At 33.5% G+C, this 26,408-nt stretch carries 28 protein-coding genes; 12 read left to right on the forward strand and 16 right to left on the reverse strand.

From position 1 onward, the window contains the following. The first annotated feature begins 66 nt into the window (after window positions 1-66). From gltC to JMUB898_RS12045, 3 genes are all read left to right on the forward strand, one after another. A complete protein-coding gene (gltC, locus tag JMUB898_RS12035; RefSeq protein WP_037541797.1) occupies window positions 67-948 on the forward strand; it encodes a glutamate biosynthesis transcriptional regulator GltC in 882 nt (293 codons plus the stop codon). 154 nt (window positions 949-1,102) lie between these two features. After that, the gene (locus JMUB898_RS12040) at window positions 1,103-2,215 is read left to right on the forward strand and encodes a YibE/F family protein (protein ID WP_002445253.1); all 1,113 of its coding nucleotides are present in this window, start codon (window positions 1,103-1,105) and stop codon (window positions 2,213-2,215) included. Then, window positions 2,212-3,003, forward strand: coding sequence for a YibE/F family protein (locus tag JMUB898_RS12045; protein ID WP_002445251.1), 792 nt, complete (start codon window positions 2,212-2,214; stop codon window positions 3,001-3,003). Before JMUB898_RS12040 ends, JMUB898_RS12045 begins: the two co-directional genes overlap by 4 nt. A gap of 111 nt (window positions 3,004-3,114) precedes the next feature. On the opposite strand, the gene JMUB898_RS12050 is transcribed toward JMUB898_RS12045, so the two are convergent. Both JMUB898_RS12050 and JMUB898_RS12055 read right to left on the reverse strand, forming a co-directional pair. After that, entirely contained in the window at window positions 3,115-3,582 is a 468-nt protein-coding gene (locus JMUB898_RS12050) for a GNAT family N-acetyltransferase (RefSeq protein WP_002445250.1), read from the reverse strand. Between the two features lie 15 nt (window positions 3,583-3,597). Next, on the reverse strand, window positions 3,598-3,987 hold the full coding sequence (locus tag JMUB898_RS12055; protein ID WP_002445248.1) for an NUDIX hydrolase: 390 nt from the start codon (window positions 3,985-3,987) through the stop codon (window positions 3,598-3,600). A 179-nt stretch (window positions 3,988-4,166) separates the two neighbouring features. Here JMUB898_RS12055 and JMUB898_RS12060 point away from each other — a divergent pair, with 179 nt between their 5' ends. Continuing rightward, entirely contained in the window at window positions 4,167-4,439 is a 273-nt protein-coding gene (locus JMUB898_RS12060) for a hypothetical protein (RefSeq protein ID WP_002445247.1), read from the forward strand. A 216-nt stretch (window positions 4,440-4,655) separates the two neighbouring features. Continuing rightward, entirely contained in the window at window positions 4,656-6,158 is a 1,503-nt protein-coding gene (locus JMUB898_RS12065) for a glycosyltransferase (RefSeq protein WP_044466962.1), read from the forward strand. A gap of 69 nt (window positions 6,159-6,227) precedes the next feature. Here JMUB898_RS12065 and JMUB898_RS12070 read toward each other — a convergent pair whose 3' ends face one another. The 6 genes from JMUB898_RS12070 to JMUB898_RS12095 all read right to left on the reverse strand — a co-directional run bounded on the left by JMUB898_RS12070 (window position 6,228) and on the right by JMUB898_RS12095 (window position 12,513). Continuing rightward, a complete protein-coding gene (locus JMUB898_RS12070; RefSeq protein WP_002445244.1) occupies window positions 6,228-7,232 on the reverse strand; it encodes a LysM peptidoglycan-binding domain-containing protein in 1,005 nt (334 codons plus the stop codon). A gap of 435 nt (window positions 7,233-7,667) precedes the next feature. Further along, window positions 7,668-8,513, reverse strand: a complete 846-nt coding sequence (gmpC, locus tag JMUB898_RS12075; RefSeq protein ID WP_002445242.1) for a dipeptide ABC transporter glycylmethionine-binding lipoprotein — start codon at window positions 8,511-8,513, stop codon at window positions 7,668-7,670. A 49-nt stretch (window positions 8,514-8,562) separates the two neighbouring features. Further along, complete coding sequence (locus JMUB898_RS12080; RefSeq protein ID WP_002445240.1) at window positions 8,563-9,222, reverse strand: methionine ABC transporter permease; 660 nt, start codon at window positions 9,220-9,222, stop codon at window positions 8,563-8,565. Between the two features lie 2 nt (window positions 9,223-9,224). Further along, the gene (locus tag JMUB898_RS12085; RefSeq protein WP_044466964.1) at window positions 9,225-10,250 is read right to left on the reverse strand and encodes a methionine ABC transporter ATP-binding protein; all 1,026 of its coding nucleotides are present in this window, start codon (window positions 10,248-10,250) and stop codon (window positions 9,225-9,227) included. A 216-nt stretch (window positions 10,251-10,466) separates the two neighbouring features. Next, window positions 10,467-11,612 carry a bifunctional cystathionine gamma-lyase/homocysteine desulfhydrase gene (locus JMUB898_RS12090; RefSeq protein ID WP_002445237.1) on the reverse strand — a complete coding sequence of 382 codons (1,146 nt, stop codon included), beginning with the start codon at window positions 11,610-11,612 and terminating at the stop codon, window positions 10,467-10,469. Then, window positions 11,605-12,513 carry a PLP-dependent cysteine synthase family protein gene (locus tag JMUB898_RS12095; protein WP_002445236.1) on the reverse strand — a complete coding sequence of 303 codons (909 nt, stop codon included), beginning with the start codon at window positions 12,511-12,513 and terminating at the stop codon, window positions 11,605-11,607. Before JMUB898_RS12095 ends, JMUB898_RS12090 begins: the two co-directional genes overlap by 8 nt. A 326-nt stretch (window positions 12,514-12,839) precedes the next feature. On the opposite strand from JMUB898_RS12095, the gene JMUB898_RS12100 reads away from it, so the two are divergent. Both JMUB898_RS12100 and JMUB898_RS12105 read left to right on the forward strand, forming a co-directional pair. Next, window positions 12,840-13,379 (forward strand): pentapeptide repeat-containing protein, encoded by a 540-nt coding sequence (locus JMUB898_RS12100; protein ID WP_002445235.1) that lies wholly within the window; start codon window positions 12,840-12,842, stop codon window positions 13,377-13,379. Window positions 13,380-13,499: 120 nt separating this feature from the next. Beyond that, window positions 13,500-14,048, forward strand: coding sequence for a hypothetical protein (locus JMUB898_RS12105; protein WP_002445234.1), 549 nt, complete (start codon window positions 13,500-13,502; stop codon window positions 14,046-14,048). A gap of 84 nt (window positions 14,049-14,132) precedes the next feature. Here JMUB898_RS12105 and JMUB898_RS12110 read toward each other — a convergent pair whose 3' ends face one another. The 5 genes from JMUB898_RS12110 to JMUB898_RS12130 all read right to left on the reverse strand — a co-directional run bounded on the left by JMUB898_RS12110 (window position 14,133) and on the right by JMUB898_RS12130 (window position 18,312). After that, window positions 14,133-15,461: a sodium-dependent transporter gene (locus JMUB898_RS12110; RefSeq protein ID WP_002445233.1), complete on the reverse strand. Its 1,329-nt coding sequence runs from the start codon at window positions 15,459-15,461 to the stop codon at window positions 14,133-14,135. A gap of 154 nt (window positions 15,462-15,615) precedes the next feature. Next, a complete protein-coding gene (locus JMUB898_RS12115) occupies window positions 15,616-15,864 on the reverse strand; it encodes a hypothetical protein (RefSeq protein ID WP_037541794.1) in 249 nt (82 codons plus the stop codon). A gap of 37 nt (window positions 15,865-15,901) precedes the next feature. Continuing rightward, window positions 15,902-16,630 (reverse strand): alpha/beta hydrolase, encoded by a 729-nt coding sequence (locus JMUB898_RS12120; RefSeq protein WP_002445227.1) that lies wholly within the window; start codon window positions 16,628-16,630, stop codon window positions 15,902-15,904. 128 nt (window positions 16,631-16,758) lie between these two features. After that, a complete protein-coding gene (locus tag JMUB898_RS12125; RefSeq protein WP_044466965.1) occupies window positions 16,759-17,610 on the reverse strand; it encodes a patatin-like phospholipase family protein in 852 nt (283 codons plus the stop codon). A gap of 24 nt (window positions 17,611-17,634) precedes the next feature. Beyond that, the gene (locus tag JMUB898_RS12130; protein ID WP_002445224.1) at window positions 17,635-18,312 is read right to left on the reverse strand and encodes a phosphatase PAP2 family protein; all 678 of its coding nucleotides are present in this window, start codon (window positions 18,310-18,312) and stop codon (window positions 17,635-17,637) included. Between the two features lie 335 nt (window positions 18,313-18,647). Between JMUB898_RS12130 and JMUB898_RS12135 the strand changes: the two genes are divergently transcribed. After that, window positions 18,648-18,893 (forward strand): hypothetical protein, encoded by a 246-nt coding sequence (locus JMUB898_RS12135; protein ID WP_080981431.1) that lies wholly within the window; start codon window positions 18,648-18,650, stop codon window positions 18,891-18,893. A 42-nt stretch (window positions 18,894-18,935) separates the two neighbouring features. Here the strand turns inward: JMUB898_RS12135 and JMUB898_RS12140 are convergent, their stop codons facing one another. From JMUB898_RS12140 to JMUB898_RS12150, 3 genes are all read right to left on the reverse strand, one after another. Next, entirely contained in the window at window positions 18,936-19,304 is a 369-nt protein-coding gene (locus JMUB898_RS12140) for a Na-translocating system protein MpsC family protein (RefSeq protein ID WP_002445221.1), read from the reverse strand. A 114-nt stretch (window positions 19,305-19,418) separates the two neighbouring features. Beyond that, window positions 19,419-21,989, reverse strand: coding sequence for a DUF2309 domain-containing protein (locus JMUB898_RS12145; RefSeq protein WP_002445219.1), 2,571 nt, complete (start codon window positions 21,987-21,989; stop codon window positions 19,419-19,421). 15 nt (window positions 21,990-22,004) lie between these two features. Continuing rightward, the gene (locus tag JMUB898_RS12150) at window positions 22,005-23,504 is read right to left on the reverse strand and encodes an NADH dehydrogenase subunit 5 (protein ID WP_037541793.1); all 1,500 of its coding nucleotides are present in this window, start codon (window positions 23,502-23,504) and stop codon (window positions 22,005-22,007) included. Window positions 23,505-24,105: 601 nt separating this feature from the next. Here JMUB898_RS12150 and JMUB898_RS12900 point away from each other — a divergent pair. From JMUB898_RS12900 to JMUB898_RS12170, 4 genes are all read left to right on the forward strand, one after another. Next, the gene (locus tag JMUB898_RS12900; protein WP_103213502.1) at window positions 24,106-24,174 is read left to right on the forward strand and encodes an alpha-1/alpha-2 family phenol-soluble modulin; all 69 of its coding nucleotides are present in this window, start codon (window positions 24,106-24,108) and stop codon (window positions 24,172-24,174) included. Between the two features lie 93 nt (window positions 24,175-24,267). Continuing rightward, window positions 24,268-24,339: a PSM-delta family phenol-soluble modulin gene (locus tag JMUB898_RS12905; protein ID WP_095323428.1), complete on the forward strand. Its 72-nt coding sequence runs from the start codon at window positions 24,268-24,270 to the stop codon at window positions 24,337-24,339. 250 nt (window positions 24,340-24,589) lie between these two features. Beyond that, window positions 24,590-24,853, forward strand: a complete 264-nt coding sequence (locus JMUB898_RS12165) for a hypothetical protein (RefSeq protein WP_080981430.1) — start codon at window positions 24,590-24,592, stop codon at window positions 24,851-24,853. Window positions 24,854-24,982: 129 nt separating this feature from the next. Further along, a complete protein-coding gene (locus JMUB898_RS12170; protein WP_002445213.1) occupies window positions 24,983-26,362 on the forward strand; it encodes an MFS transporter in 1,380 nt (459 codons plus the stop codon). Window positions 26,363-26,408 lie beyond the last annotated feature (46 nt).

Consider the following 26,408-nt stretch of genomic DNA (forward strand, 5'->3'; position numbering starts at 1 on the left):
ATAATGTATTTATATCATTTTACTTTTCAGAATTTTTCGTCATTTGTAAAACAGGGGGTATACATCATGGAGATGAAACAACTTAAGTACTTTGTGGAAGTTGCACGACGAGAGCATATTTCTGACGCAGCACTAGAGTTAAACATTGCTCAGTCTGCCATCAGTCGTCAGATTGCACAACTTGAAAAAGAATTGAATGTGACCCTTTTCAAAAGAAGTGGCCGAAACATCATTCTTACTGCAGAAGGTAAGCAACTCTTATCGGAAGCCACTCAAATTCTGGACCAACTAGATAAAACCATTCAACTATTCAAACAACAATCCTCTACAGATCAGCGAACCATTTATATCGGATATGAGGAAAGTGATGTGTCACAAATGATGTTGCCACTCGTGCAAACATTTGAACAACAAAGCAAGAGTCTTGCTACACCACAATTGATGACTCACGAAGATATTGTAGAACAAGTGGTATCTGGGCAATTAGATATAGGATTTGTAGAGTTAACCAAAGAGATTTCGGCGCAATCTCAACTACATACAACGTCTCTATTTGAAGAAAATTATCATATGTATGTGCCCAAGGATCATCCAATTGCAATGACTACTCAACCGCCATTAACACAATTTGAGAACAAACCATTATACTGCTTAATGCCTTTCTCAAATACTATAAAAAATAAACTAGAATATTTGATTAAATCACATGTGTATGTCGTATCCAATAAACAACTTGCGCAATATATATTACGTAAAAATAAAGGTTTCGTCGTCTGCAACCAAAACATTCACCTGCCTTCTCATCAAGATTGGACGTACATACCTCTTTCGCACACCGAATTAAAGCGAACAATGTGCGCAATTTCTAAATACGATAATAAAAAAACAGATATCGACCTCATGTGGCAATTCATTCATACTATGATGAATCAGACAGCTCAATTTTAGCTAATTATAGTAACAGCGTTTATTACGCGCTTTTTTGGTAAATTGAGATAAAAATTTAAATGGTCTTATTTCACAATTTTTTGTATTCAGTTACTATTGGGCGTATAATCACTATGTCAATTTAATATACTAAATTGAGAATTGAGGTTTTAACATGCAGTTCAAGACTTTATTTAAACAACCTTTCACATGGATGATTGTCGCTTTCTGCTTTATTTTCCTTAGCTTATTTATTTTTACGTGTTTTAACGATAAATTTTACAATATGCCTATAGGAAAAATCACAAACGTCACGCCAATTCATTCAGAAAAGATAACGGATGAACAACATAATAAAGATATTAAATATAAAGAAAAACTCACCTTAAAAATTCTAAATGGTAAATTTGAAGGCCAGTCAGCAACGATTAACCATCAATATGTAAAGTCTCAAGCCGATTCGGAAGCATTTTCTAAAAATGACAAAGTATTACTACATATTTCTAAAAAAACGAACGACGCTAACATTATTGAGAAAAAAAGAGATGGCTTAGTTGTCGCAATAACAGGGCTTTTCCTTCTCATTGTATTAATTGTGGGTAAAAAGGTCGGTTTACAATCTATATTGTCACTTATTATTAATACCATTGCTGTCATCGGGGCAATATATATACATAATCAACATGGCCAAATAAGCTTATTCCTATTAATGACCTTTGCGATTATCGTCTCGACCACCTTCACATTGCTACTGGTTACCGGATGGCATATGCGAACGCTCGTGACAATCATAAGTACGCTTATCGGAACATTTCTTTGCATCGGAGTTACGGAATTGATTATTCAATTGACTGGAGGTAATGGCATTAAATACGAAACAATGACCTTCCTTACACTCCCACCTAAAGAAGTCTTTCTCGCTTCCGTCTTAATCGGGACATTAGGTGCCGTCATGGACGTCGCTATAACGATTTCTAGTGGAATGTATGAAATCCTCCAACGCACACCAGATATCACGATGGGACGTTGGGCTTTAGCAGGACGTCATATCGGTCAAGATATTATGGGAACGATGACGAATATTTTACTCTTTTCTTACCTATCTGGTAGCTTACCAATGTTCCTTATTTATTTGAAAAATGCTAACACCATTACGTATACCATTTCAATGAACTGGTCACTAGAAGTAGCTAGAGCGATGACCGGGGGTATCGGCATTGTCTTAACCATTCCTATTACGATTGCATTAATGGAAGTTTGGCTAAAAATGCGAGGTGCTAAACAATGAGCGCAATAACTATTTTAGGATTATTACTATTAGTACTAATGATTATTTTCGGAGGTAAGAAAGGACTCGTCTCATTCTTCACGTTATTTTTAAACTTCATTATACTCATTGTTAGTATCATTTTAATTATTTTTGGCGTGCCCATTTACTTAGTAACCTTTGTCTTCTGTATCGTCATTGCTGCAGTGAATCTCTTTGTGTTAAACAGCTATAATGTCAAAACTCAAGCGGCGTTTATCGGTACTATTGTCACAACTCTAATATTAATATTAGTCATTTTTCTTTCCGTAAAAATGGGACACCTTCAAGGATTTGCAACTGAACAACAAGACGAAACATATGTATATTCAATGAATATAGGAATCGACATGGTACAATTTATGGTTTTCACAATTGTCTTAGCAGTAATTACTGCTGTCATCGACTTAGCTATTACAATTAGTTCACCTATGTATGAATTAAGTGAGACCAATCCAGAACTGAATCAAGGACAATTATTCAAGTCGGGTATGCGTGTAGGTCGAGAAATTTTAGCAACGTCAGCTAATACCATCTACTTAGCATATTTTGGCGGACAATTAACTTTATTTTTCTGGTTTTTCAAATTACATTATTCATTTGGTCATATCATCAATTCCAAAATTTTCGCGCAAGAATTCGTCTCGATATTACTTGGAGGCATCGCAGTGGCACTCAGCATTCCTATTACAGCATGGGTTACAGCATTTATGATTAAACGTAAAAAACATCAGAACCACACTACAACACAATATTCTGAACATGATTAACATGTAAAATGCCCCACCACTCAACGATGTACCGGCCCTCAAAAGTTGGACTAAAATCTAACTTCATAGGTTACACATCATGAATGGTGGGGTTTCGTGTATTGTCATATTTTATTTCAAATCTAGTGTCATCACGTGAACGGGACGGCCAACCAACTCACTATCATGAGTATGTTGATAACCCGCTTGTTGATATAAATCAATCGCTCTTTTATTATCAGTATTTACCGCCAGCGTAATTTCATTAATATGCGGATAGCAATCTTTCACATAACTAGGTAATAATTCAATCGTCCTCTTGCCAATGCCACGACCTCTATAACGTTGATCGACACTAAACGACCTAAAGAAAATGGCTTGAGAATTATCAGTATAATCTTTAGGACCATCCCCTTCATGTAAAGTGAAAAAGGCCACACATACACCATCTTTCATAACTAAAGTAGGATGTCTATCAGCATCTTCTTGTGCTGATTTTATATTTTCAAGTGGCGTTTTAGTAAATTTCGAGTCACTCTCTAAAACTTCTAAATTTGCAACTTGATGATACAGTTCTGGCTTATACGCTTTTATGTACATGAGTCCTCCTAGTTTCTAATCCTTTTTCGAAAATTGATTAATCCAAGTGATTACCGCAGGAGCAATATATTCTGTATCTTTAATATCGAACCATTGAATGTCCGTAATTTCATTATCTGTAGTTACCTTCGACCAATCAATCGATCTCGTCGTTCTAAATCCATTCAATTCAGTACGTGTGTCAGGTTGTGGGTATGCCTCCCCTACGACAGTACCAATAAATTCCAGTTCTTCTTCAGCTAAATCTAAACATAACTCTTCTTTGAGTTCGCGTTGCAATGCTTCAACATAACTTTCACCATCGTCAATTTTACCACCCGGGAAATAATATTTTTCCCTATTTCGAACTTGAACAAGTAAGATTTTGTCATCTTTTTCTTCTACTAAACATACACATTTAATCATTTCACAAGCGACCTACCCTATTCTTTATTACTTCAAAAAGCTTAATATATTTAGTAATATGTTATCATATATTAAATCATGAAGTGATTAAGTTCAAAATTCATAATTTTAAAGGAGGTTGAGATAATCAATGATGTCTCAGCCTTTATGTATAAGATGACTATTGGAGGGGATTTTTTATGGCAAAAGAAACTCGCGCAGCGCGTTTATCTAACTTATTCAATATGGCAGGTTTTATCGTTGATGGTTACAACGGTATCCGTCATGATGCTAAAAATAAACAATTAGTATATTTATCACTAGGATTAAGTGCAATTGGTACAATTATAGACTTTTATGTATCTGTAAAATCACCATCTAAACTACGTAAATTAGGCGCACTTACTTCTTTCGCAATTAACGGTTTACGCTTATTTACAAGCTTCCGTAAAGTTAAAGATGAATATCAGTAAATTGTTGAACCGAATCGCTTAAGACTCGGATCATTTCAATTTTAGGTATCTTTTAAGGGACGAAACATTGAAATCATTTATAATAAAGTGATTTCTATTTCGTCCTTTTTTTATTCAAATCACTTGTAATTTTTATAAAAATCTTTAATATGTGAAATAATCTATCTTTGAAACATATAAAACTCTATGAGGGTAACTATTAAAGGAGATATTCGCATGCTTTACACAGTAACAACAACACTCCCTATGTCCCATGGTGGGAGAACACAGTCTTTATTACGACGTATCAAACTTATTGACGAAGAATTTGGTTTACCGACTAAAATCCTCACTACAAATTATTACGGCAATTATCCAAGTGTCTATAAGCATTTTTTAAAGGAAAATAAAATCACCAAAAATATAGAGTTTGAAAATATGTATGAATGGCTTTCAAATTTCGAGTTATTTAAAGTTCCGAAAACATTAATAACTAAAAATCCTAAATACAATAAAACTAAACGTAAAATTAAAGGGCTAAAACATGAATTTGGTAAAAACCAAAGCTACGTCCATTATTATAATGACAACACGTATGTGCAATTTCGTAAATATTATGGTCAATCAGATGTATTACAATATGAAGACTTTATTTCTCCTTTAACAGGTTTAAAGTACGAACGTCATGAATATAATTTATTTGGTCAACTTCATAGAAAGATATTTTATTATAGTGATTCTTCTTTAAGACATAGCGATGAACTCATCGATTCTAAAGGTTTCATGTATTGTAAAAGATATTTTCATAATAATGAGAAAAATAAAATCAATGGGATAGAATTATACAAAGGTAAAAAAATCTATAAAACATTTAAAAATGATAAAGCCCTCGCACAGTATTATTTCGAGGCACGTTTTAAAGATAATGATATTGTATTTAATGATGCGCGATTTTTAGATGCGCCACTCATTAAACAAACGCATCAAACTAAAAACATACTTGTTTTTCATAGCTCTCATTTATCTGGCGACAAAACTAAGAAATCTTACAAATATGCTTTAGAACATAGTGCGCATATTGATAAATATATTGTGCTGACACATCAACAAATGCATGATATTCAAGAAGTTTATCCTATTGAAGATGAACAATTTGAACTTATCCCTCATTTTATAGAGTTGAACCAAAGTAACGTTGAAACGAACATGAATAAAGAAGACCGATTTATTTATATAGGAAGATTTGTAAAAGAAAAACAATTGGATCATTTAATTAAAGCATATCGAAAATTTTTAGAAAGTGGCCATCAAACAAAGCTATATTTATTTGGTAAAGACGAAGATCATCAATTAGCAATGATGAAAGACTTAATTTCAGAATACCAACTTGAAGATATGGTGAAAATTTCAAATTATACTAAAAAGCCTCTTGTGGAATTTGGAAAATCAAAAGCCTCTTTATTAACAAGTAAATACGAAGGCTTTGGTTTAACGATAATGGAAAGTATTGAAGTAGGTTGTCCTGTGTTATCCTACGATGTCCGTTATGGACCTAATGAAATTATCAATCACGGAAAGAATGGTTATTTAATCGAAAGGAATAATATCGATAGTTTAGCCCAACATATGGTAGATATTATCGAAAATCCTATGCAACATGTAAAAAATCAAGATAAGTTGAAATATTCAGCAGCAGTTAAGAATTATCAACATTTACTCCAAACGTTCAATCTATTATAGAAAAAACACTAAAAAAGCTGGCATGGATGAAATATCCACGTCAGCTTAATCTATTGTTAACGTATTTATTTAGTGAATAAATTTATAATTTCTAACTTGATATGCTGGAATTGTTCTATATGTCATGTAACCAGGTGCTGCACTCCAGTTCATTTCTGAAACTAAAATACTACCATCGCTATTTACGCGTTCTACAAACGCAACATGTCCATAGTAACCAGCATCAGTTTGAGCGATTGAACCTACTGTTGGATTGTAATCGATTGTATAGCCATCTGCAGCTGCTGCATTATCCCAGTTATTCGCATTCCACCAATATGTGCTAATGCCTTTCCCAATTTCTGAACGACGGTTGAATACGTGCCAAGTACATTGTCCCCAAGTGTATAGGTTTTGATGATAGAAAACAGGTGTATAGTAACCACCGCTTGAAGTTGATTTACCAGCAGATGAATTACTTGAACTTCCACTACCACCACCTGGCACTTTTAATTGTTGTCCAGGATAAATGAAGAAATTAGAAAGTCCATTTAAACTCATGATTTTTTGGTATGTAGTGCCGTATTTACTTGCAATTAATGATAATGAATCACCATATTGAACAGTATATGTTGAAGTACGACCAGTACTCTTCGACTTACTAGCTTTAGAGCTACTTGACGAATTTGATACTGAACCAGATACTTTCAATTTTTGACCTGGTAATATTAAATAATTATTCAAACCATTTAATTGCATGATTTTTTTATAAGTTGTGCCATATTTAGCAGCAATAGATGATAATGAGTCTCCTGCTTTAACAGTGTATACTGAACCACTATTAGATGTAGCTCTAGATTTTGTTGTACTAGACGATGATCCAGATACTTTAAGTACTTGATTAGGGAAAATCAAGTTTGATTTTAGGCCATTAAGTGATTTCAATTTAGCTATTGAAATTCCGTATTTGTGAGAAATTGACCATACTGATTCTCCACTTTTTACTGTATGCGTTGTAGCCGCATGCGCTTGCGTAGTTGCTAATGCACTAATTGCAGTTGTTCCGATAAGGGCAGTAATATATTTTTTTTGCACTTAAAATCCTCCTCTACTTGTCTTTTTTCTATCCCCGAATTTTATAATACACGCACATTATACTCCTAAATTATGTACACGATGTTTGCGTTTGATGACATTCTGATTACAAATATTATTACTTTTAAATAATAGGGCTCCATTAAGATGTCTTATACCTATTAAAATTAATATACATTCTCTTGAATTACAATGTCATTTGTATTACAAATTCGTAAATTATACCCTTCAATTCAGTTATGTACCCTTTCGAATATAATTTTTCTTCTATTTAAAAAGTTTTCCTAAATACAAAATGAATTGAGAAAATAGAGCATTTTAAACAAATTTAATTTTCATTGTGTCTATATACATATCAGGGCAAACATACAAAAACTGGCAACAAAGTATAAGTCTTTGTTACCAGTTATGCATTTAAGCTAAGCGTACTCGTTATTATTTTTTAGCTAATTCATCTTCAATATCTTTAATTTCTTTTTGGGATAAATCTACTATTTTCTCACCGTCTTTAGTATCTTCTTTAAGTGCTTTTTGTGCTTCTTTTGAATGATATAAGTCAATAATTTTTTTATACGTTTTGTTATCCATATCTTTAGAATTTACAGCTACAATATTAATATACGGTTTTACAGCATCTGAACTAGCACTTTCTAAGTAAATCGGATCTTTCTTCGCATCTTTTCCAGCTTTAGTAGCAACACCATTATTGATAACTGAAATATCAACGTCCGATAATGCACGTGCAGTTTGTTGCGCATCTACCGCTTTAATTTTAAGGTCTTTCGGATTACTTTCAATATCTTTCGTAGTGCCATTTAATCCGAAATTCTTTTTAAGTTTAATTAAACCTGCTGATTCTAATAGTTTTAGTGCACGCGCTTGGTTTGAAACATCATTTGGAATTGCTACTTGTGCACCCTTTTTAACATCTTTTATATTTTTAACTTTGTCAGAATAAATACCGAGGGGCGCTAAAACTGTTGTGCTTAAAGCTTGTATCTTAGCATCTTTATGCGCCTTTTTATATTGATCTAAAAATGCAAAGTGCTGGAAGGCATTCATATCAATATCTCCATCACTTAAAGCTTTATTCGGTACATTATAATCAGAGAAGTGTTTGATTTCTAAATCAATACCATCTTTTTTGGCTAATTCTTTTACTTTCTCCCAAGCTTTGGTATCATTTGAAGCCACGCCAATCGTTACTTTTTTATCATTATTCCCGCCACAAGCAGCTAAGACGATAACTGCCGCTATAATTAATCCAATTATTTTCTTCATTCGCAAAATGCCTCCTAAAAATAAGTTTTATCAATATATAATTAAGTACTTAATTTCTACGAATTAATCTCGAAATAAAGTTACCTAATGACTGAATGATTTGTACGATAATAATTAATACAACAACCGTGATGATAATAACCATCGTATCGAAACGCTGATATCCGTATACTAATGCAAGATCACCTATACCTCCACCACCTACAGCACCAGCCATCGCTGTACTACCAATCAATCCAATCACAGCTGTGGTTATGGCTAAAATAAGTGAACCTAATGCTTCAGGTAATAAAAAGTAGCGTATAATTTGAAATGGTGACGCACCCATCGCTTTTGCCGCTTCGATAATACCTTCATCTACTTCTAGTAGAGAGTTTTCAACCAAACGGGCTATGTAAGGTGCAACATAAACGGTTAACGGTACAATTGCTGCCGTCGTACCTATTGATGTTCCCACTAATAATTTCGTGAATGGTACAATCGCTATTAATAAAATGATAAACGGGATAGAGCGCAATATATTAATGATAGGATTTAAAATTTGATGCAAAACGATATTGGGCCATATTCCATTTTTCCGTGTAACCACTAACAAGATGCCTAGTGGTATACCAATGAGCGCACCAATGATAAGCGCCACCGTAACCATGTATAACGTTTCATATAAAGCTTGAAATAATTGTGATGCGTCTAAACTTGAACCAAACATATTTATTGCACCTCCTCAAATTGAATGTGGTGTTGGGAGAAATACGCTTCCGGACTAAAACGTTTAAATTGTTCATCATGTTCAAAGCGTATCCACATGTAACACACGGTCTCATCTTGAATGTCTGACATAGATGAGAATAAAATATTCACATTGAGTTGATGATCATGCACTAATTCATTTAATATAGGGTGCTTAATTTGTTTCGCATCTAAGAATAATTTATAATCACTGTAATCTTCGCTATCACGGTCGTTAAATGACTCACGTAGACTTTGCGAAGGTTCAGTACGAATGACTGTTGAAACAAAGTTCTTAGCTGTACTCGTTTGAGGATGACTAAAGACATCTTTAACCGTTCCAATCTCAACGACTTCACCATTTTCCATAACAGCTACTCGATTACATATCTTCTGTATAACGCTCATTTCATGTGTAATCATCATAATCGTAATGCCAAATGTGCGATTGACATTACTTAGCAACTTGAGTATTGAACTTGTCGTCGCTGGATCTAGTGCACTCGTCGCCTCATCACAAAGTAATATTTTAGGATTTGTTACCAATGCACGTGCAATCGCCACACGTTGTTTTTGACCTCCAGACAATTCATCTGGAAATTGATTTTTCTTATCCGCCAACCCTACAAACTTCAACATTTCAATAACTTTCTCTCTAATCTCGCTTTTACTCTTCTTACTTAAAATGAGAGGCATAGCAACATTTTTATAAACTGTCTTAGAATTTAATAAATTGAAATGTTGAAATATCATTCCAATATCTTTCTTAATTCCACGTAAATCTTTTTCTTTATATGTAGCAATCTCATGTCCATCCACGATGACTTGACCATCTGTAACCGTCTCAAGTTGATTAACAAGTCGGACTAATGTACTCTTACCAGCACCACTGTATCCAATGACGCCGAATATATCGTGTTCGTCTATCGTAAATGAAACATCTTTCAAAGCATGTATTGTCTCTCTCTTTTTGTGAAAGACCTTATTCACATTGCGAAATTCAATCAATTCGACTCACCCTCATCAATTCTGATTATACTTATCTGAATATTTGAATTATATTGAATTGTCACAACATCGTCAATACTATTTTTTTAATTTTCCGAAAATTAATTAATATTCTAATAACTACTCTCTTTAGCAATTGAATGACACTGATAACATCTCTCCAACTAAAAAAGCTACCCTCACACAAAAGTAAGGATAGCTCGCAAAATATAAATTCTATTTTAATGTGTCTAAAGCAGCTTCTAAATCATTCACTAAGTCTTCTGTATCTTCAATACCGATGGATAAGCGAATTAAACCATCAGTAATACCTTCTTTAGCACGTACATCTGCAGGAATAGAAGCATGTGTCATTAGTGCCGGCACGGAAATAAGACTTTCAACTGCGCCAAGGCTTTCTGCTAAAGTGAAATATTGTGTTGCATGAATCACTTGTTTAGCAGCTTCTGTATCTTTAACTTCAAATGCGATGACGCCTGTATGACCACTCGCTTGAGATTGGTGAATATCATGATTCAAATGACTTTCAATACTTGGATGGAACACTTGTTGAACTGATGGATGGCTTTGTAGCATTTTTACAATACCATCCACATTACGATTAATTTGTTCCATACGTAAACCTAATGTTTTAATCCCTCTTATTAATAAATAACTATCTTGCGGTCCAAGTACGCCTCCTGTTGAATTAGAAATAAAACCAAGACGTTCTCCTAATTCATCGTCAGCAGTAGCAACGAGACCGGCCACAACATCACTATGTCCACCAATATATTTTGTGGCAGAATGTAATACGATATCAATGCCAAAGTCTAAAGGATTTTGATAATAAGGCGTCATAAATGTATTATCTACAACTGAAATTAGATTATGTTTTTTAGCAATCTCAGCAGACGCTTTAATATCAGTGACACGTAAAAGTGGATTTGAAGGTGTTTCTATATATAACATTTTAGTTTCTGGCTTAATGTATTTTTCTACATTTTCGATGTGAGTTGTATCAACAAAGTCCACTTCTACACCGAAACGTGTAAATACTTTAGTCAATGCACGATATGTGCCACCGTAAACGTCTGAATTTAAAATTAAGTGATCCCCTTTATCTAAAAGCATGATGACTGCACTGATCGCAGCCATACCTGAACCAAATGCAAAGCCATGTTTACCGTGCTCTAAATCAGCAATCACGCTCTCTAATGAAGCACGCGTAGGATTTGCTGTACGTGAATACTCATATCCTTGTCTTAAATCGCCGATGTCATCTTGTAAATACGTGCTTGTTTGATAAATCGGTGTTGTTACTGCCCCTGTATAATTATCTGTAGTATGTCCACCATGAATCATTTGCGTTTTTTTATTCATTGTCGTTACGCTCCTTATAATTGAAAATTTGTTTTGACATATAACGATCACTACCATCTGGAAAGATTGTGACGATAACGCCTTCGTTAATGCGTTTCTTAAGTTCTAAAGCACCTTGTAATGCAGCGCCAGAAGAACTCCCTACTAATAACCCTTCTTTATTGGCAATCAGTTTTACATTATTAAATGCATCTTTATCTGTAATTGTAAATATTCCGTCTACTAAATCCTTTTCTAAGAATGTGGGCCATTTCTCTGCACCAATACCTTCTGTTGCATGGGCATGCATCGGACCGCCATTTAAAATAGAACCTTGAGGCTCAACAATATAATTTTTAACATTATAATGTTTCATATGTTGTGCCACGCCAGTAAACGTGCCTCCCGAACCTACACCTGCCACAAAATAATCAATACGAGGTAGTTGGTCTGTAAGTTGTTTAGCTAATGTATGTGTATACGCACCCGGATTATCTTCAGTGCCAAACTGGTTCATATATAAAGCATCATATTTTTCAGCGTATGTTTTAGCTTCTTTTTGTGCACCAATCATACCGTCAGCTTTACGTGTGCGCCTTACATCTGCACCTAATGCTTTCATAATTGAAATTTTTTCTTCGGAAAAGCCCTCCGGCGCATAAATGACACATTTAACCTTGTACCGGTTCGCAACAATTGCAAGTCCAATACCAGTATTTCCAGCAGTAGCCTCAACAATGGTGCCACCTTCTTTGAGACGCCCGTCCTCAATAGCTTTTTCTACTAAATATTTACCCAATCGATCTTTCACACTGCCACCTGGATTAAATTGCTCTAATTTGGCATATATTTTTACATTTTCATCACTAAAGCTTTCTAATAATACAAGTGGTGTTTGCCCTATCAAGTCATAAGCAATCATAATTTATCTTGTTCAACCAACGCATGATGAGTGGTTTGAACATAACCTACTTTCTATCTTTATAATTCTTACTTAACAGGTATGAATTATAACTGAAACTGTTCGCTTTTGCAATTTTCTAAAATGAATGAAATACGTGAAAACGAATCATATAAACGCATTTACTAGTTATAAAATTTTTATAAATCCTATTAAACTTCAATCGTATGTGAATAAATGGTCAACATGTTATCATAGTCATGAATACTAATAAATGAATATACATTGACTACATTATTGAGAGCAAAATTTGATACCAATAATTAGGCTAAAGGAGATTATTATTTATGACAAAACAGGACTTATCTTTATCTGTATTTACGAAGGAAAACTTTAAAAACCTTCGCCATACATCTTCAAATTTCAGAAATTCAATGTATGACGAATTAGAAGTTAACAAAAGTCGTTTCAAAAACTGTAATTTTAACGAAGGCATTTTCAAAAATATTAAAGCCATTTCTAATACTAAATTCATTACATGTGGATTTAACAATTGCATCTTTGAAAGCGTCCATTTTTATAAAGACTTATACAAAGATTCAACCTTTGTAAATACATCATTTGATGAAACAGTTCTTAATAATCTTACATTTCAAGATATATTATTCGAAGACAACCTCGCTCGCAACGTCAAAATGACAGATACAGTGTTTAAGAACATTAAATTTACAAATATTGAAGTCGACAATGCCACTTTTGAAAATGTTAAATTTAAAAATTGTGCATTTGACAATGTAGCTATAAGAAACGCTTCAATGCCTCAAAAACTTATAGACGAATTACAAAAACAACAAGTTGAATTAGATAACGTACACCCTTCAAAATAACTTGTAGGTAAACTCATTATGATATTCTCTTAACTTAATGCATTACTTAATTATGTTTATATCTAGAAGATAACGGGGTAATTAAGAGAGTAATATACAGATGATGAAGGAGAACCTAATATGAATGTCACAGGTCATTATGAAGAATTCGATAAGAGCAATTTAACTAAAGAAGATTTAATTTCATTTGATGAAATTAAACAAGATATTGAGAAACTGAAACAAAGTGAGAATAAAAAATCAGACGAGAATGTGAAGTTAGAACAAAAGATCAAAAATAGTTTAAGTGACTGGAAAGATTATCTAAAAGATGAATTCCGCCCAGATAACCAGCCTGAAAAAGAACGTTTATCCAACATTAACGACAAAGTAAAGAGCGACTTAGATGCGGCATTTAGTTATAAAGATGGCGCTAAAGTGATGAGTTTATTGGAGCCCGCATACCAACGTGGCAAACGTGATTTACCTTATGGTAGAGCACTCATCATTTACAGTGATGATGATATCGTTGATAATGCTAAAAATTTCTTTGATTCCAGTGACGAAAATGAAAAATTAGCACATTTTATCCTAGATAAAAATATTGAGTTAAGCGAAGAAATTATGTCAGATGATTTCGTAGAATTACTCAAATTAGATAAAGAATATCTTGATGCTTACTTTAATTAAAAAACAAGCTCTAAGACGATTTCTCAAATGAGAAAAATGTCTTAGAGCTTTTATTTTTGACGTTTAAATTTTTGCATCTAAACTTTATATTAATTGAACGATAAATACTAATATAATCACTACTGGCATTACAAATTTAATAAGATAATACCAAGGTGAAAATAATTTGAACTTATCTTTGCCAAAGTTTTCTTTCAACAGCTTTTTATCTAATAACTGACCAACAACTAATGTTGTTCCTAAAGCGCCTAAAGGCATGAGAATGTTTGAAACGATAAAATCCATGTTATCAAAAATCGTACCTGCCCCAAATTTCACACCACTTAAACTACTAAATGAAAGTGTCGCCGGTATGCTAATGACAAACACTAATAAGCTCCCTATTAAGGCAACAGGTTTACGTTTACGGTTATCATTTTTAGTAAAGTTTGAAACATTTAACTCTAGTAATGAAATGGAAGATGTTAATGCTGCAAATAAGAACAATACTAAAAAGATGAAGTAAAAAATTGCCCCAAAATGCATTTGACTAAAAACTAAAGGTAAAACTTTAAATAGTAACCCTGGACCCTCTTGAGGTTGATAACCGAAAGTTTTTAAAGCAGGAAAAATTGCTAAACCTGCTAGCACAGAAACTAAAATATTCATTATAACAATTGAAACTGCTGAAGATTTAATCGTCATTTCTTTAGGGGCATAACTCGCGTAAGTAATCATACCAGTTGTACCTAGAGATAAAGTAAAGAAAGACTGTCCTAAGGCAAATAAAATACCTTGCATTGAGATGTCATGTAATCTCGGTTGTAAAATATAGCGCGCGCCCTCTAGCGCACCGTCTAAAGTTAAAGATTTAGCCACTATAATTAATAAAAATATAAATAATAGAGGCATCATAATCTTTGATGCTTTCTCTAAACCTTTTTCAACACCGAGCATCACAATAATCATTGTTAAAAAGATAAAAATTCCTTGCCCTAGTACTGTGAGCCAAGGATTGCTAATAATTTCTTCAAATTTAATATCAGTTAAGGAAATGGATTTAAAAGAAAGTGCTTGTAAAATCACATTGCCCATATAAATAATAATCCAACCACCGATAACACTATAAAAACCAAATAATATAAATACAGCTAAATTCCCATTCCATCCAATAAGATTTAGCCATTTTTTACCAGTTAATTTACTGTAAATTTGGGTCGTGTATGTGCGCCCCATTTTCCCTACAGTAAATTCCATAATTAATAACGGAAGCCCTACAAATATTGTGAAAATCAAAAACATAAATAAGAATGCGCCACCGCCATATATTCCAGCCATGTACGGGAATTTCCACATTGCACCTAATCCAATTGCAGAACCTGCGCTAGCTAGGATAAAACCGGTAGATGTCTTCCACTGTGATTGATTACTCACATTACCAACTCCCTTTAAAGCGCTAAAGTGTTTTTATACTTAAATCCCACTTTATCATGAGTTGATTTTAAGTGCAATGTGCCTATAGATTGTCAGAATAATTAGATTTAATTATTTTTAAATGTTTGTAAGACTTCCATATTTCGAAATCATTTTATTCATCGTTCAATCCATAAACTATATTTTGACCTTCAGAGACTTCTTCGATATCTAAACTTTCAATGTGATCTACATTAATATAATGAACAACATCTTTTTTAATAAAAAGGTATGGTAATTCATCAAATTCATCTATAATACGTCGCACACATGTGTCGTAATCGGGGCCATTTTCAAAAGTTTTAAATTCAGTATATATTTTACCTGAAATAGTTGTATAAGTGAGTAAAAAAGTACGTTTCATAAACTTCATCTCCTCTAAAAATGATTAATTTAATTATTTATTGTCTGAAAAACTGAACAATTTCATGTTCTAATTCATCTCGTCCTTTACCATGTGTCATGAGATGACCACATTGCGCAAAGGAATTCAATTCTTTATTACTAGTACCTAAATGATCATAAATAAATTGTGCGCTTAGGGCATACGCCTCATCATCCTGCTCACCATACATCATCTTACTTGGCACTTTAACGTCTTTAAGATGTGTCATGATATCTTCAATAACTTTTTGAAATAGTTCAATTTGATGATTGTAGTCGTGAATCGTATTCATTTGTTTAAGTTGTTCTTCATCATCAAAGTTTAAAATTTGATTCATTCTTTGTCCGTATTTTTCAATTCTTTTAGCAATGCCACTTTCACCTTTTTTATGTGGGGCAGACATGACAACGATACGCTCTAAATCAAATTGTTCGGCCAATCTAAGAGTGAATAAACCTCCTAAAGAAACACCTGTTGCACTGATATGTTGGTAACCTTCATTTTCTAGGAAATGGTAAGCATCTTTAACTTCATTCCACCAATCATCAATATCATATTGTGTAAATTGATCTAAGGGCAAACCATGCCCCGGATAATTAGGAACATAACACGTGAAACCTTGCGAATTTAACGTGGTTGCTAGATGCTTCACATCGCGCACAGTACCTGTAAATGAATGTAACAAGAGTATCGCTTGATGACGATCTCCTTTCAAATAAATTGATTGAGGTGCTTTAATCTTCACTTCTCTATTTCACTCCTACTTAAATTGCTATTTTTTTAAAATAAGACCCCCTTCACTAAGAAGGCAGTCTCAAAACCTTCAACTCATTCTGAGCATTGCGTACCGGACAATCTTGTAATTAAAATTGACTACTCAATCCAAGCAGGATGATGTTGTCTGATTTCTTTTGCGACTTGCATACCTTGTTCATATCCAGCATGCCCGATATCAATTATATTGTCAGGACTATAAATATTCTCTCCAATAGCATTTTGACTTTCGCTATTAGGCGTGATGGTTATGACGCTACTATTTTCATCTAACACTTTCGCATCATCTTTCACACTAGGGAGATTACCGTAGCCATCAGCTAATGGCGCTATAATCATAATGTTCTTGAAATCTTTGGCAATCATTGCATTTGCTGGTGACGTCATTCCTCCATCAATCCAATCTTGCTCGAGTACACGAATGTGTGGCCATAAACCTGGAACAGCTCCACTAGCTCCGACCGCTTCTTCTAATGCAATGTGACTTTGTTTATTAAATGTAGCAAGTTGACCTGATTTAGCATTAATCGCAGTAATAATTAGATTATCTGTCCACTCTACATTACCTAAGCGCTGTCTAATGGCATGCATACGTTTATCGAGTGGTAATTTAGAAGGGTGTGTATAGATGATATCACCTAGCATCTGTCCTACTTTGACAGGATCATCTTTACCAACGACAAATGCATTTTGCCAGAGGCGATATAAATCTGAACTCATCGCACCACGATCATCCGAACTAATTTGTGATGGTAATTCTAAATAATATGATTTCATATCCTCTTGATTCGCTAATACAGCACCTATGAATGAACCAGCTGAAGTGCCTATAATTGCATCTGCTGTAGATACATCAATATTGCTATCATTTAAACCTGCTAGCACGCCAGCTTCCCATGCCATACCAGTAATACCACCGCCACCTAGTACCAGTGCTTTATCATTTTCCATATTATCCAATCTCCTTAAATCACTTTAATTTTTATCGTTTCTCCATAAAGTAAATAAAGGATAAGCCATTACAAAGAGTAATACCCATAATACAGCTAAACTCACGCCACCAATGACATCTGAAAAGTAATGTGCGTGAAAATACATTCTACAGAACAAAATGCTTATCCATAACATTGTTGAGATTGTAGCTACAAGTATTTGAGCAATTTTTCCTTTTAACATCGGAATAACTACAATCACGATGATAATAATGAATAAGGTACTCGCATTTGAGTGACCACTAGGGAAAGACAAGCCTGAATCAATGTTTAAATGACTCAACGGGCGTTGTCTTCCCACGGTTTGTTTAATCAAATAATTTATCCACGTACCTGTCGTCATTACTAACAATACCCAAACTGCTTGAGATTTATTTTTAAAAATAAATAATAGTACAACGAGGATGAGCGTCAATTTCAGCATTGCACCTACATCACCAATGGTTGCACAAAACGTCATATAGCAATTAAATAGACCGTCTTCATATATCCTCTGGGGGTTACCAAAATAGTGTGTAAACCACTCTAAAGAGGACATATCTATCATTTTCAGAAAATGATTATGCGTCAAAACGCCACTCATCATAAAACTAAAAATAATAAATGCGATAATAAATAATGAAATTGTTATTTTTGCAGAACCTAATTTTTCATACTCCATATTAACACCTGTTTCTCTACGTTGTGTCAGAAGAGGATTAACTTCTTATTCACGCTTTAAACGCATTTTCTATCACTTGTTAAAATCACACTATTGTCTAACAAAATCATGCGCCTTAAGCTACACTTTATCAATCAATTTACTCTAACAATTATTTATCGTCTCCCATTCTACACCAAATTCAAATGATTTCCTTTTTCAAACTGTCCCTCGAATCAAATTAACCACCAGACACTCATTTAACATTAAAATTTCATACATATCGCATATATTTTAATGTATAATGTAGCTTATATCTATGACACACACTGATGTCGACATAAGGAGGACGGACTTTGAAAGATAGGAGAATACTCATTTATATTGCCCTCATCATCACACTTATCCGATTTTTCATACCTTTCCATCCTAATTTTGATACTTTACTATTATGGTTATTTATTCTGTATATTATACCTATCCTTTTATGTGTATTTGCATTCAAATCTGAAAAGTTAATAGCCACGATGGTCATTATTCCTAATTTAATGGGCGTGTGTTATCGATTAATTGTATATTTCAATTATTTACTCCATTTATAATAAAAACAGTACTACCCCATGGATAGCACTGTCATCTTTAACTTATTGGTTCATTCTTTTTTCAAAATTATCTTCTAACTTAAAGACAATCACACGTTCACCAGTTACGGTACTTAAATCACTATGAAAGCTCACAACTTTTAACCCTATTAAATCATAAATAATATTATTTAAATCTTCTTGGCCTGATTCAACAAGTTCAGAACGTGTGCGTTTGATATTTAACAAACCTTCATTTGTCTTACATACACGATATTCTGCTGGCGTTAATATACCTTGCAAATTGATAATGACCATATCACGCAAAATATCCGTTTTTACAGATAACGAACCTCTTCCTAGAAAGTCTTTTTCCCACTGTGTTATGGCTTTACTGATTTCGGCTTCATAAATACCTTTAGTCTTTTTCATACCTAGACTGCTCCTATTTCTTGATTATCTATAGTTTAACATTATTCTAGATATTTCCGAAATCTACTTATTTTAGTGATCATTTTTTTGCATTTTCGATGAACGACGCTAGAATTACCAATCTTTCCAGCTGTTATGCTCATCGATACTTGCAAGTCTTACCCAATGATGATCTACTTTCTGACGAAAATGACTATTTTCATTGAGCAAACGTTGAATGTGTGAATCAGGCGCTTGAATAACAACGAGTAGTCGTATCGGTGAATGGTACATGTCATTATCACCAGCCATTACAGATTGCCAAGGCAACCCATACATTAAATCACTAGAGTTCCCTTGCATCACACCAACGCCTGATGTAACAGATTGCGTAGTTTTATTCCCACTTCCATAAAAATGAGGTGCAACAGTTGATGCATAATATTGTAAGTTAATCCACTGTGCAACTAATGCAGGGCCTGAAATGATCGTATTTAATATTTGGCCATCATTATCTTTAGACCAATCATAATTGTGTAGAAACGCACGCCCTTCTAAATCACTATTTTCAGTAATCTCTCGCTTACCAATAATGAATTCTGCATTTTTAGCTAATCCCCATTCAGGTCGTATCTCACTCCAATCACTCGCATAGCGACGGGCTTCTCCAACAGGGTCTTTATGATGGCGATCTATACTTGGCAAATGAGCTAATCGTTCTAAGTTTGCTTTATAGCTTACTTTTGGCATTGCTGTCTTCAATTCATCAAATGCATGCTGTGCAGCCTCGGTTAATTCCGGCACATAAATATACTCTAGATCGTCAACTGATGTTTTGTGTTCAGCAGCAATAAAGACCGTTTCATCAGGAATTTGAATACCCTCTTGAGCTAAACCTTCTCTTACGGATGGCATATTGCACATCGTAGCTAATAATTTTGCATTGAATCCACTTGAAGCCCCTCCGCAAGCACCGCATTCTAAAGTTGCATGATACGGATTATTATGTGATTCACTTCCGTGACCTCCTAAAACGACAAGCGGTGCAAAATCTTTCGTTAAATCCATCAATTGTAGTGCATTTTTGGAGAACTGAATTTGTTCTTCTGACGTAAATCCAACAGGTAATTCAGAATATTGTCCATGTTCTCGTTCAATTGTTAATTTTGCTTCAGGTTTGCGAAGCCATCTTTTCGTAAAACGATTGACAAATTGATACGCTTTTTTCGGTAAAATTGTATTAGCAATCGTACTAATACTCAAGAATGGTCCACTTAATTCAGGTAATAATAAACTTGGTAACACATTATGCTTCATAAGTTTAAACGTGTAAAACATCGATGTAACCGAACGTTGTTGTTGATTATACATATTTAACTCGTGGCGTTCAGCGTATTCTTTAATTTTATAAGCTGGTTCTACCATAACTGGTAAAGAATTATGCGTAAATTGTTCATCAAGTGCTTCCTTCTGAATTGGTAATCCAAAGAACCCAGCAATTCCTATTGTTTCGAAAGGACCTTCACTTTCTAAATGACGTCTAAAAGGTTCAGAGCGTACATCAATACAAAATGCTAGTTGAACTTGTGTGGATTGCTTATCATTGGCTTCAGATGATGAATCATAAATTTTTTCAACTAATTCGCGTTCATGCGTTTCTTCCCATGCTTCAAGCCACAGTTTTTGAAAATATGCTGAGTTAAACGTTTGAACTAATTTTAAATAATCATGTTGTTTTGACTCAGGTAAGTCTAACCATTCATCAACTGTCATTTGACTATTCAATAACAACGAACGGAGTAACTCTAAGCCCTTTTTAATATGAAAAGGTTGGGCCGAAGTCGTATCAAATTGACTGTTAAGGAGCAATGCCTCCATAGACAATCTAATAGCAATATAATCGGTAAGTAAATCTTTTTCATGTTCATTTTTCTCTGCACGGTAGTACATCATTCCCGCCCAACCAGGAAGTGATAATAAATGACTTTCTATATACGCTTGCTGATTTTCTTCATTAATTGCTAGCTGTTTAAATGCTTGGTGTATCGCTTCATTCGCATTGTGTGGTAATCCTTTAATTTTTTGACGTTGTTCCTTCTTAAACATTGGATCATATTGGGCCAAGTGTAACCATGCAGTATAAAAACCTTTATCACGTTGAGGCATTGTCCAACTTGATTGAAAATCATCAATATATAATTTTGACCATTTAATCATATGTGCATCCAAAATATCGATAAGTGTCTCACCATGTACGTTTAGACGGTCGGCACTCTTCGCTCTCACAATCTTTGTAGTTTCAAATTCTTTGAAATTGTGTTTTATCCATTTCTCTAATTTTGCATGTTTTTCATCAGAGAAATCATCTTCGCTCAAATGTGGCACACTTTTAGCATTATTGATATATGAAAGTATTTCATTTTCAGAAAGCGAACTGTCATACGTATCTAACTCTCTCTTTAAAAGGTCATCAAATACTTCAGTATCAATTTCCCCTTTATCAATTGCTGCTTGAATAGAAGCATGATTGGGATAGATATCAATATCTCTGACATCTTTTAACCACAGTGCAACCTGATCAAATGTACGATCCTCGAGACCTTCCCACGGGTTACGAGCTGCAAAAATTGAAATTGGTGATAAGGGGGTAATGACACGTTTAGCACGTGATACTATTTCATTCATATCTTGTTGATGTTGAGTCATAACCTTTCTCTCCCTTTACAAATATTTTTTCAAATAAGTTGGATGACTTTCAATAGACTGCGCTTTGGCTTCACCTAGTTTAACAAGCCATAAATACAATATTGCGAATGCTTTAGAATCTCTTTGTCGAGCAACCCAAATGCTGAGAATACTTCCTAAGACAAGGATGATAATACTAATAATGATGCTTATCACTGGTGGGTGTGCAATATGCATATAAACGGTATTTAAAGTATTATAGAAATAATGGTGAGTAATAATATACACGATCGCAACAATAACAATCATCATGACGCCGACAACTCTACCTATTAAACCTCGACTAAATGCTACCATTTGATTCCATGACACCATAAGGGACCAAGCTAATATTAAGGCACTGATAATTTCATACGGGCTGCGGTCGCTATTTAACCAAAATGCTACAGCAATCACGATCGCTAATAGACGACCTAACACGACCCAACTATACGAACGCTTGGCACTCGGTGGAGTTGGGATATTAAAGCGTTTCACTACAGAACCTGACTGTAAGAATAATGTAGCTTTAAAAACCCCATGTAAAATCAAATGTATAATAGCCGCTGAATAAACACCTAACGCACATTGAACAAGCATGAAGCCCATTTGGCTCATCGTAGAACCTACAAGCTGTCGTTTGTAATCAACGTGTACCAAACTGATTCCTGAACCTAATAATACTGAAACACTAGCGATAATAAGCAAAATTGTAATCGCGAATGAATTGTCAAAAACAGGCGAAAAACGCGTTAAAATAATTCCTCCAGCATTAACTATTCCAGCATGCATAATTGCCGAAACTGGTGTAGGCGCCGCTACAGATTCAATTAACCAGCTTTGAAACGGAAATTGAGCTGCAGGAACAATCACTGCTATGACAATAAGAATATCAATAATGAATTTCATCCCACTATTAATAGTATTGTCGTAAGATGAAGCGATATTGATGTGCCAATCTCCAGTACTAACGAATAATAAGACAACTGCAACTAGTAATGCGAACCATCCTAATGCAAAAGATTTTCCAGAAATTTTAGCTGCTTCATGTGGAATTTTCCATGAACGATTCACACGAATGAGTAATGTTAAAGATAACAGCGTTGCCCCCCAGAACAGAACCATTAACCTTAAATCACCACTCAACCACGCTACAGATGCAAATGATGTAATCAACGTAAATAATGGAAAATATTTGCGATAGTTACGATCACCTATTAAATAACGAGCTGAGAACTTTTGAATAATAAATCCTAAAACTAGAATAAAACTTCCCATCAACCACGCAAGATGATCTAAGGTAAACGGACCGATTTGTTCTCTATCTTTAACAGTAAGCAAACCTATGATGCCAATAATTATTGGTAAAAAAACAAGATATAAATGTATGTTTATGTATTTAATTGGTACTGATTGGTTTAAAAATAACAATCCACTCAGTATAGCAATGACAAGTGTTATAAAAAATATTGTTAAAACGAAACTCATACTTAACATTGCACGTCCCCCACTTTAAAAATTTATTTCCTTATTTAATCAAATTTCACAACAAAAAAGCCTACAATAGCAAAATCCTTCCATTATCCTTTCTAAAATAATGTAAAAGAATTTATAACTACTGTAGGCTTCAATTCAACTCAAGTATGTATAGATAACTCATCCACAAGTTATCTTTTATTTTCTTTATTTAAATAAGCTGCCTATATATTGTTTGTAGCAAAGCAAGAACTCTTTCTTCTCCATCAATTAAGATATAAAATCCAGAATTGCTAGAGTAAGACTTAGTTGTTACTTTTGCGCATATTAACACAAATATACTTCAAATAGTGTCACAAGTCAATTAATTACGTACATTCATCCCTCTTTCATCTACCTAAAATAAGGTTAAATTAGGAAAAGACATCATTGCTATAAACGTGAATATTAAGGTTTTGTAAAGGTTTACAAAGATTCTCTACAATTAGGAAGTATTGTGTGTGATTAACTGGCCTAAAAATTTCACTTAGGACATTGAATATACGAGTTAGGAACTTTTACTCTACCCAAAGTATTATCTCGTTACAATAAAGATATCAAATAAGCAAAGGAGGTAATTTTAATGAGTGATATCATCAATCAAATCGTTAAAGTACTCAAAGGCTTAATTGACAAACTTACAAAAAAATAAGTTTATTGATTCATCTAAAGCTATTACTTATGGCTTATGAGTAGTCAATAAAAATTCTCTAACATACACCGATACGAAGGGAGGCCACTAAACATGGGTATCGTTACAACAATCATCGAAATCGTTAAAACTATCGTAGACTTAGTTAAAAAATTCAAAAAATAGTTCATACTAATACTTCAACCACTATCCCTACGGATGGTGGTTTTTTTATGACTTATTATCCTTGTATGCATTGATGCATCTATCCACACAAACAAACTCTCGCGCCATTTCTTTTGAATATTTATATTAAAGCTAAAAATAACTATTGTAATAAACATATGTATACATATAATAGTATGTATAGCATACAATTTGCTAATTCAATTGTAATGCTAAGATCATAAAACGACATCGAAAGGAACGACAATATATGAAAAGACTCTCAATATTAAATATTTTATCCATTATTTTTACACTAATCAGTGTTTTTATTTGCTATACAACAATGTTTACTAATTTATATAACGAAAGTGGCTTTAGTTTTTGGTATTTCCCAGGTGCAACTTTCTTTGTGATATCTATTATTATTAACATCATAGGAATGTTTAAAGCCAACCAACCATTAAACGTCACTTTATTCTTAATTAACTTTTTCGTACTACTCATTTTCACTACGCCATTTGCTATAGCTTAATTTTAATAATAGTTGAATTGACAATTTAAATGAAAGAGTTCAGAAGATAAATTCTTATAATGTTTATACCAATTAAGACAGTTTCTAGACTAATGATTTATAGAAGAAAAAGTCGGGGAGGTATTATAGATGAATTCTTCTAAGTATTTCGATCATTTAGTTGTTTTTACAGCAGGAATAGGAATGTTTTTATCCACTCTCGATAGTGGAATTATCAATGTAGCATTACCCACTTTATCAAAATCTTTTAATGTTGATATTTCTTTTATTACTTGGAGTGTTACGCTGTATACTTTGTTATTAACAGGTACAATTATAATATTTGGGAGATTAAGCGATAAATACAGTCGCTTAAATATTTATATCTTCGGATTAACTATTTTTTTAATTGCTTCTATTTTATGCGGATTTTCAAATGATATTATACAATTAATCGTATTTCGGGGTTTACAAGGCATAGGTGCAGCAATGTTACAAGGAACTGCTACAGCTATTATTACTACGACTATTCCTGAAAATAGACAAGGACCGGCATTGGGAACTTTAAGTATTCTATTAGGGATAGGTCCAGTTTTGGGGCCAAGTATCGGAGGTCTTTTAATATCTATAGGGAATTGGAGATGGATATTTTGGATTAATATTCCCATTATACTTATAGGTTTAATAGGCTGTTTACTTTTAAAAAAGTATATTACAGAGCAAAAAAGTACGTCTATTCATTTAGATATACGTGGAAATTTATTATTATTTTTATCTATATTTTGTTTACTGATAAGTTTAACCTCTTGGTCTTATCACTCAATTTTTAATATCTCAGTATATGGAAATTTTTTAATCTTTATTGTTGCTTTTTGCTTATTTATTATGTGGGAATTAAAAACAAATCATCCTATCATCGATTTACGTTTATTCAAAAATATGTCTTTTTCGTCTCCTATATTTGCGATATTTGTTTTTGGAGGTACAACTTCTTTAGGTTTTATAGTTCCTCCATATATTTTAGAAAAAATTAATCATCTTTCATCTTGGCAAATAGGATTAGTAAATTTAACCTCTCCTTTAGGATTAGTACTTATTTCAAAAATAACTGGAAAATTAATTTCTCGCATTGGCAATATTATATTAATGACTATAGGATTAATTATTATGATTGTTGCATATACCAACTTAGGATTATTACAATATATATTAAATCCGATAACAATAAGTCTATTGTTATTACTATATGGTATAGGCGGAGGTTTTTTCCTACCTTCTAATACTTCAGCAATAATGAAAACTGTATCACAAGATATGCAAGGTACAGTTGGAGCAACTCAAAGAATGGTTCAAAATATCGGTATTGCTTTTTATACAGCAGTCACTTCATTATTTATTAGTAATTCATCAAATTCAGGTCAACTCGTAGAAGGAGCAAGTCATGCATGGCTATTCGCATCACTCACACTCTTTTTAGCACTATCACCTTTTTTATTAAAATTATTAAAGAGGAAATCTGAATCTAAATAATATATCCAACACCCATAAGAGTTAATACTTTTAATTTTTATTAGAT

Source organism: Staphylococcus caprae (assembly GCF_003966625.1).
Classification (GTDB): domain Bacteria; phylum Bacillota; class Bacilli; order Staphylococcales; family Staphylococcaceae; genus Staphylococcus; species Staphylococcus caprae.

Coding starts and splice junctions, on each gene's coding strand:
- gltC (WP_037541797.1), top strand. CDS start 67: ATGGAGATGAAACAACTTAAGTACTTTGTGGAAGTTGCACGACGAGAG.
- JMUB898_RS12040 (WP_002445253.1), top strand. CDS start 1,103: ATGCAGTTCAAGACTTTATTTAAACAACCTTTCACATGGATGATTGTC.
- JMUB898_RS12045 (WP_002445251.1), top strand. CDS start 2,212: ATGAGCGCAATAACTATTTTAGGATTATTACTATTAGTACTAATGATT.
- JMUB898_RS12050 (WP_002445250.1), bottom strand. CDS start 3,582: ATGTACATAAAAGCGTATAAGCCAGAACTGTATCATCAAGTTGCAAAT.
- JMUB898_RS12055 (WP_002445248.1), bottom strand. CDS start 3,987: ATGATTAAATGTGTATGTTTAGTAGAAGAAAAAGATGACAAAATCTTA.
- JMUB898_RS12060 (WP_002445247.1), top strand. CDS start 4,167: ATGGCAAAAGAAACTCGCGCAGCGCGTTTATCTAACTTATTCAATATG.
- JMUB898_RS12065 (WP_044466962.1), top strand. CDS start 4,656: ATGCTTTACACAGTAACAACAACACTCCCTATGTCCCATGGTGGGAGA.
- gmpC (WP_002445242.1), bottom strand. CDS start 8,513: ATGAAGAAAATAATTGGATTAATTATAGCGGCAGTTATCGTCTTAGCT.
- JMUB898_RS12080 (WP_002445240.1), bottom strand. CDS start 9,222: ATGTTTGGTTCAAGTTTAGACGCATCACAATTATTTCAAGCTTTATAT.
- JMUB898_RS12090 (WP_002445237.1), bottom strand. CDS start 11,612: ATGAATAAAAAAACGCAAATGATTCATGGTGGACATACTACAGATAAT.
- JMUB898_RS12095 (WP_002445236.1), bottom strand. CDS start 12,513: ATGATTGCTTATGACTTGATAGGGCAAACACCACTTGTATTATTAGAA.
- JMUB898_RS12100 (WP_002445235.1), top strand. CDS start 12,840: ATGACAAAACAGGACTTATCTTTATCTGTATTTACGAAGGAAAACTTT.
- JMUB898_RS12105 (WP_002445234.1), top strand. CDS start 13,500: ATGAATGTCACAGGTCATTATGAAGAATTCGATAAGAGCAATTTAACT.
- JMUB898_RS12115 (WP_037541794.1), bottom strand. CDS start 15,864: ATGAAACGTACTTTTTTACTCACTTATACAACTATTTCAGGTAAAATA.
- JMUB898_RS12125 (WP_044466965.1), bottom strand. CDS start 17,610: ATGGAAAATGATAAAGCACTGGTACTAGGTGGCGGTGGTATTACTGGT.
- JMUB898_RS12130 (WP_002445224.1), bottom strand. CDS start 18,312: ATGGAGTATGAAAAATTAGGTTCTGCAAAAATAACAATTTCATTATTT.
- JMUB898_RS12140 (WP_002445221.1), bottom strand. CDS start 19,304: ATGAAAAAGACTAAAGGTATTTATGAAGCCGAAATCAGTAAAGCCATA.
- JMUB898_RS12145 (WP_002445219.1), bottom strand. CDS start 21,989: ATGACTCAACATCAACAAGATATGAATGAAATAGTATCACGTGCTAAA.
- JMUB898_RS12150 (WP_037541793.1), bottom strand. CDS start 23,504: ATGTTAAGTATGAGTTTCGTTTTAACAATATTTTTTATAACACTTGTC.
- JMUB898_RS12165 (WP_080981430.1), top strand. CDS start 24,590: ATGAAAAGACTCTCAATATTAAATATTTTATCCATTATTTTTACACTA.
- JMUB898_RS12170 (WP_002445213.1), top strand. CDS start 24,983: ATGAATTCTTCTAAGTATTTCGATCATTTAGTTGTTTTTACAGCAGGA.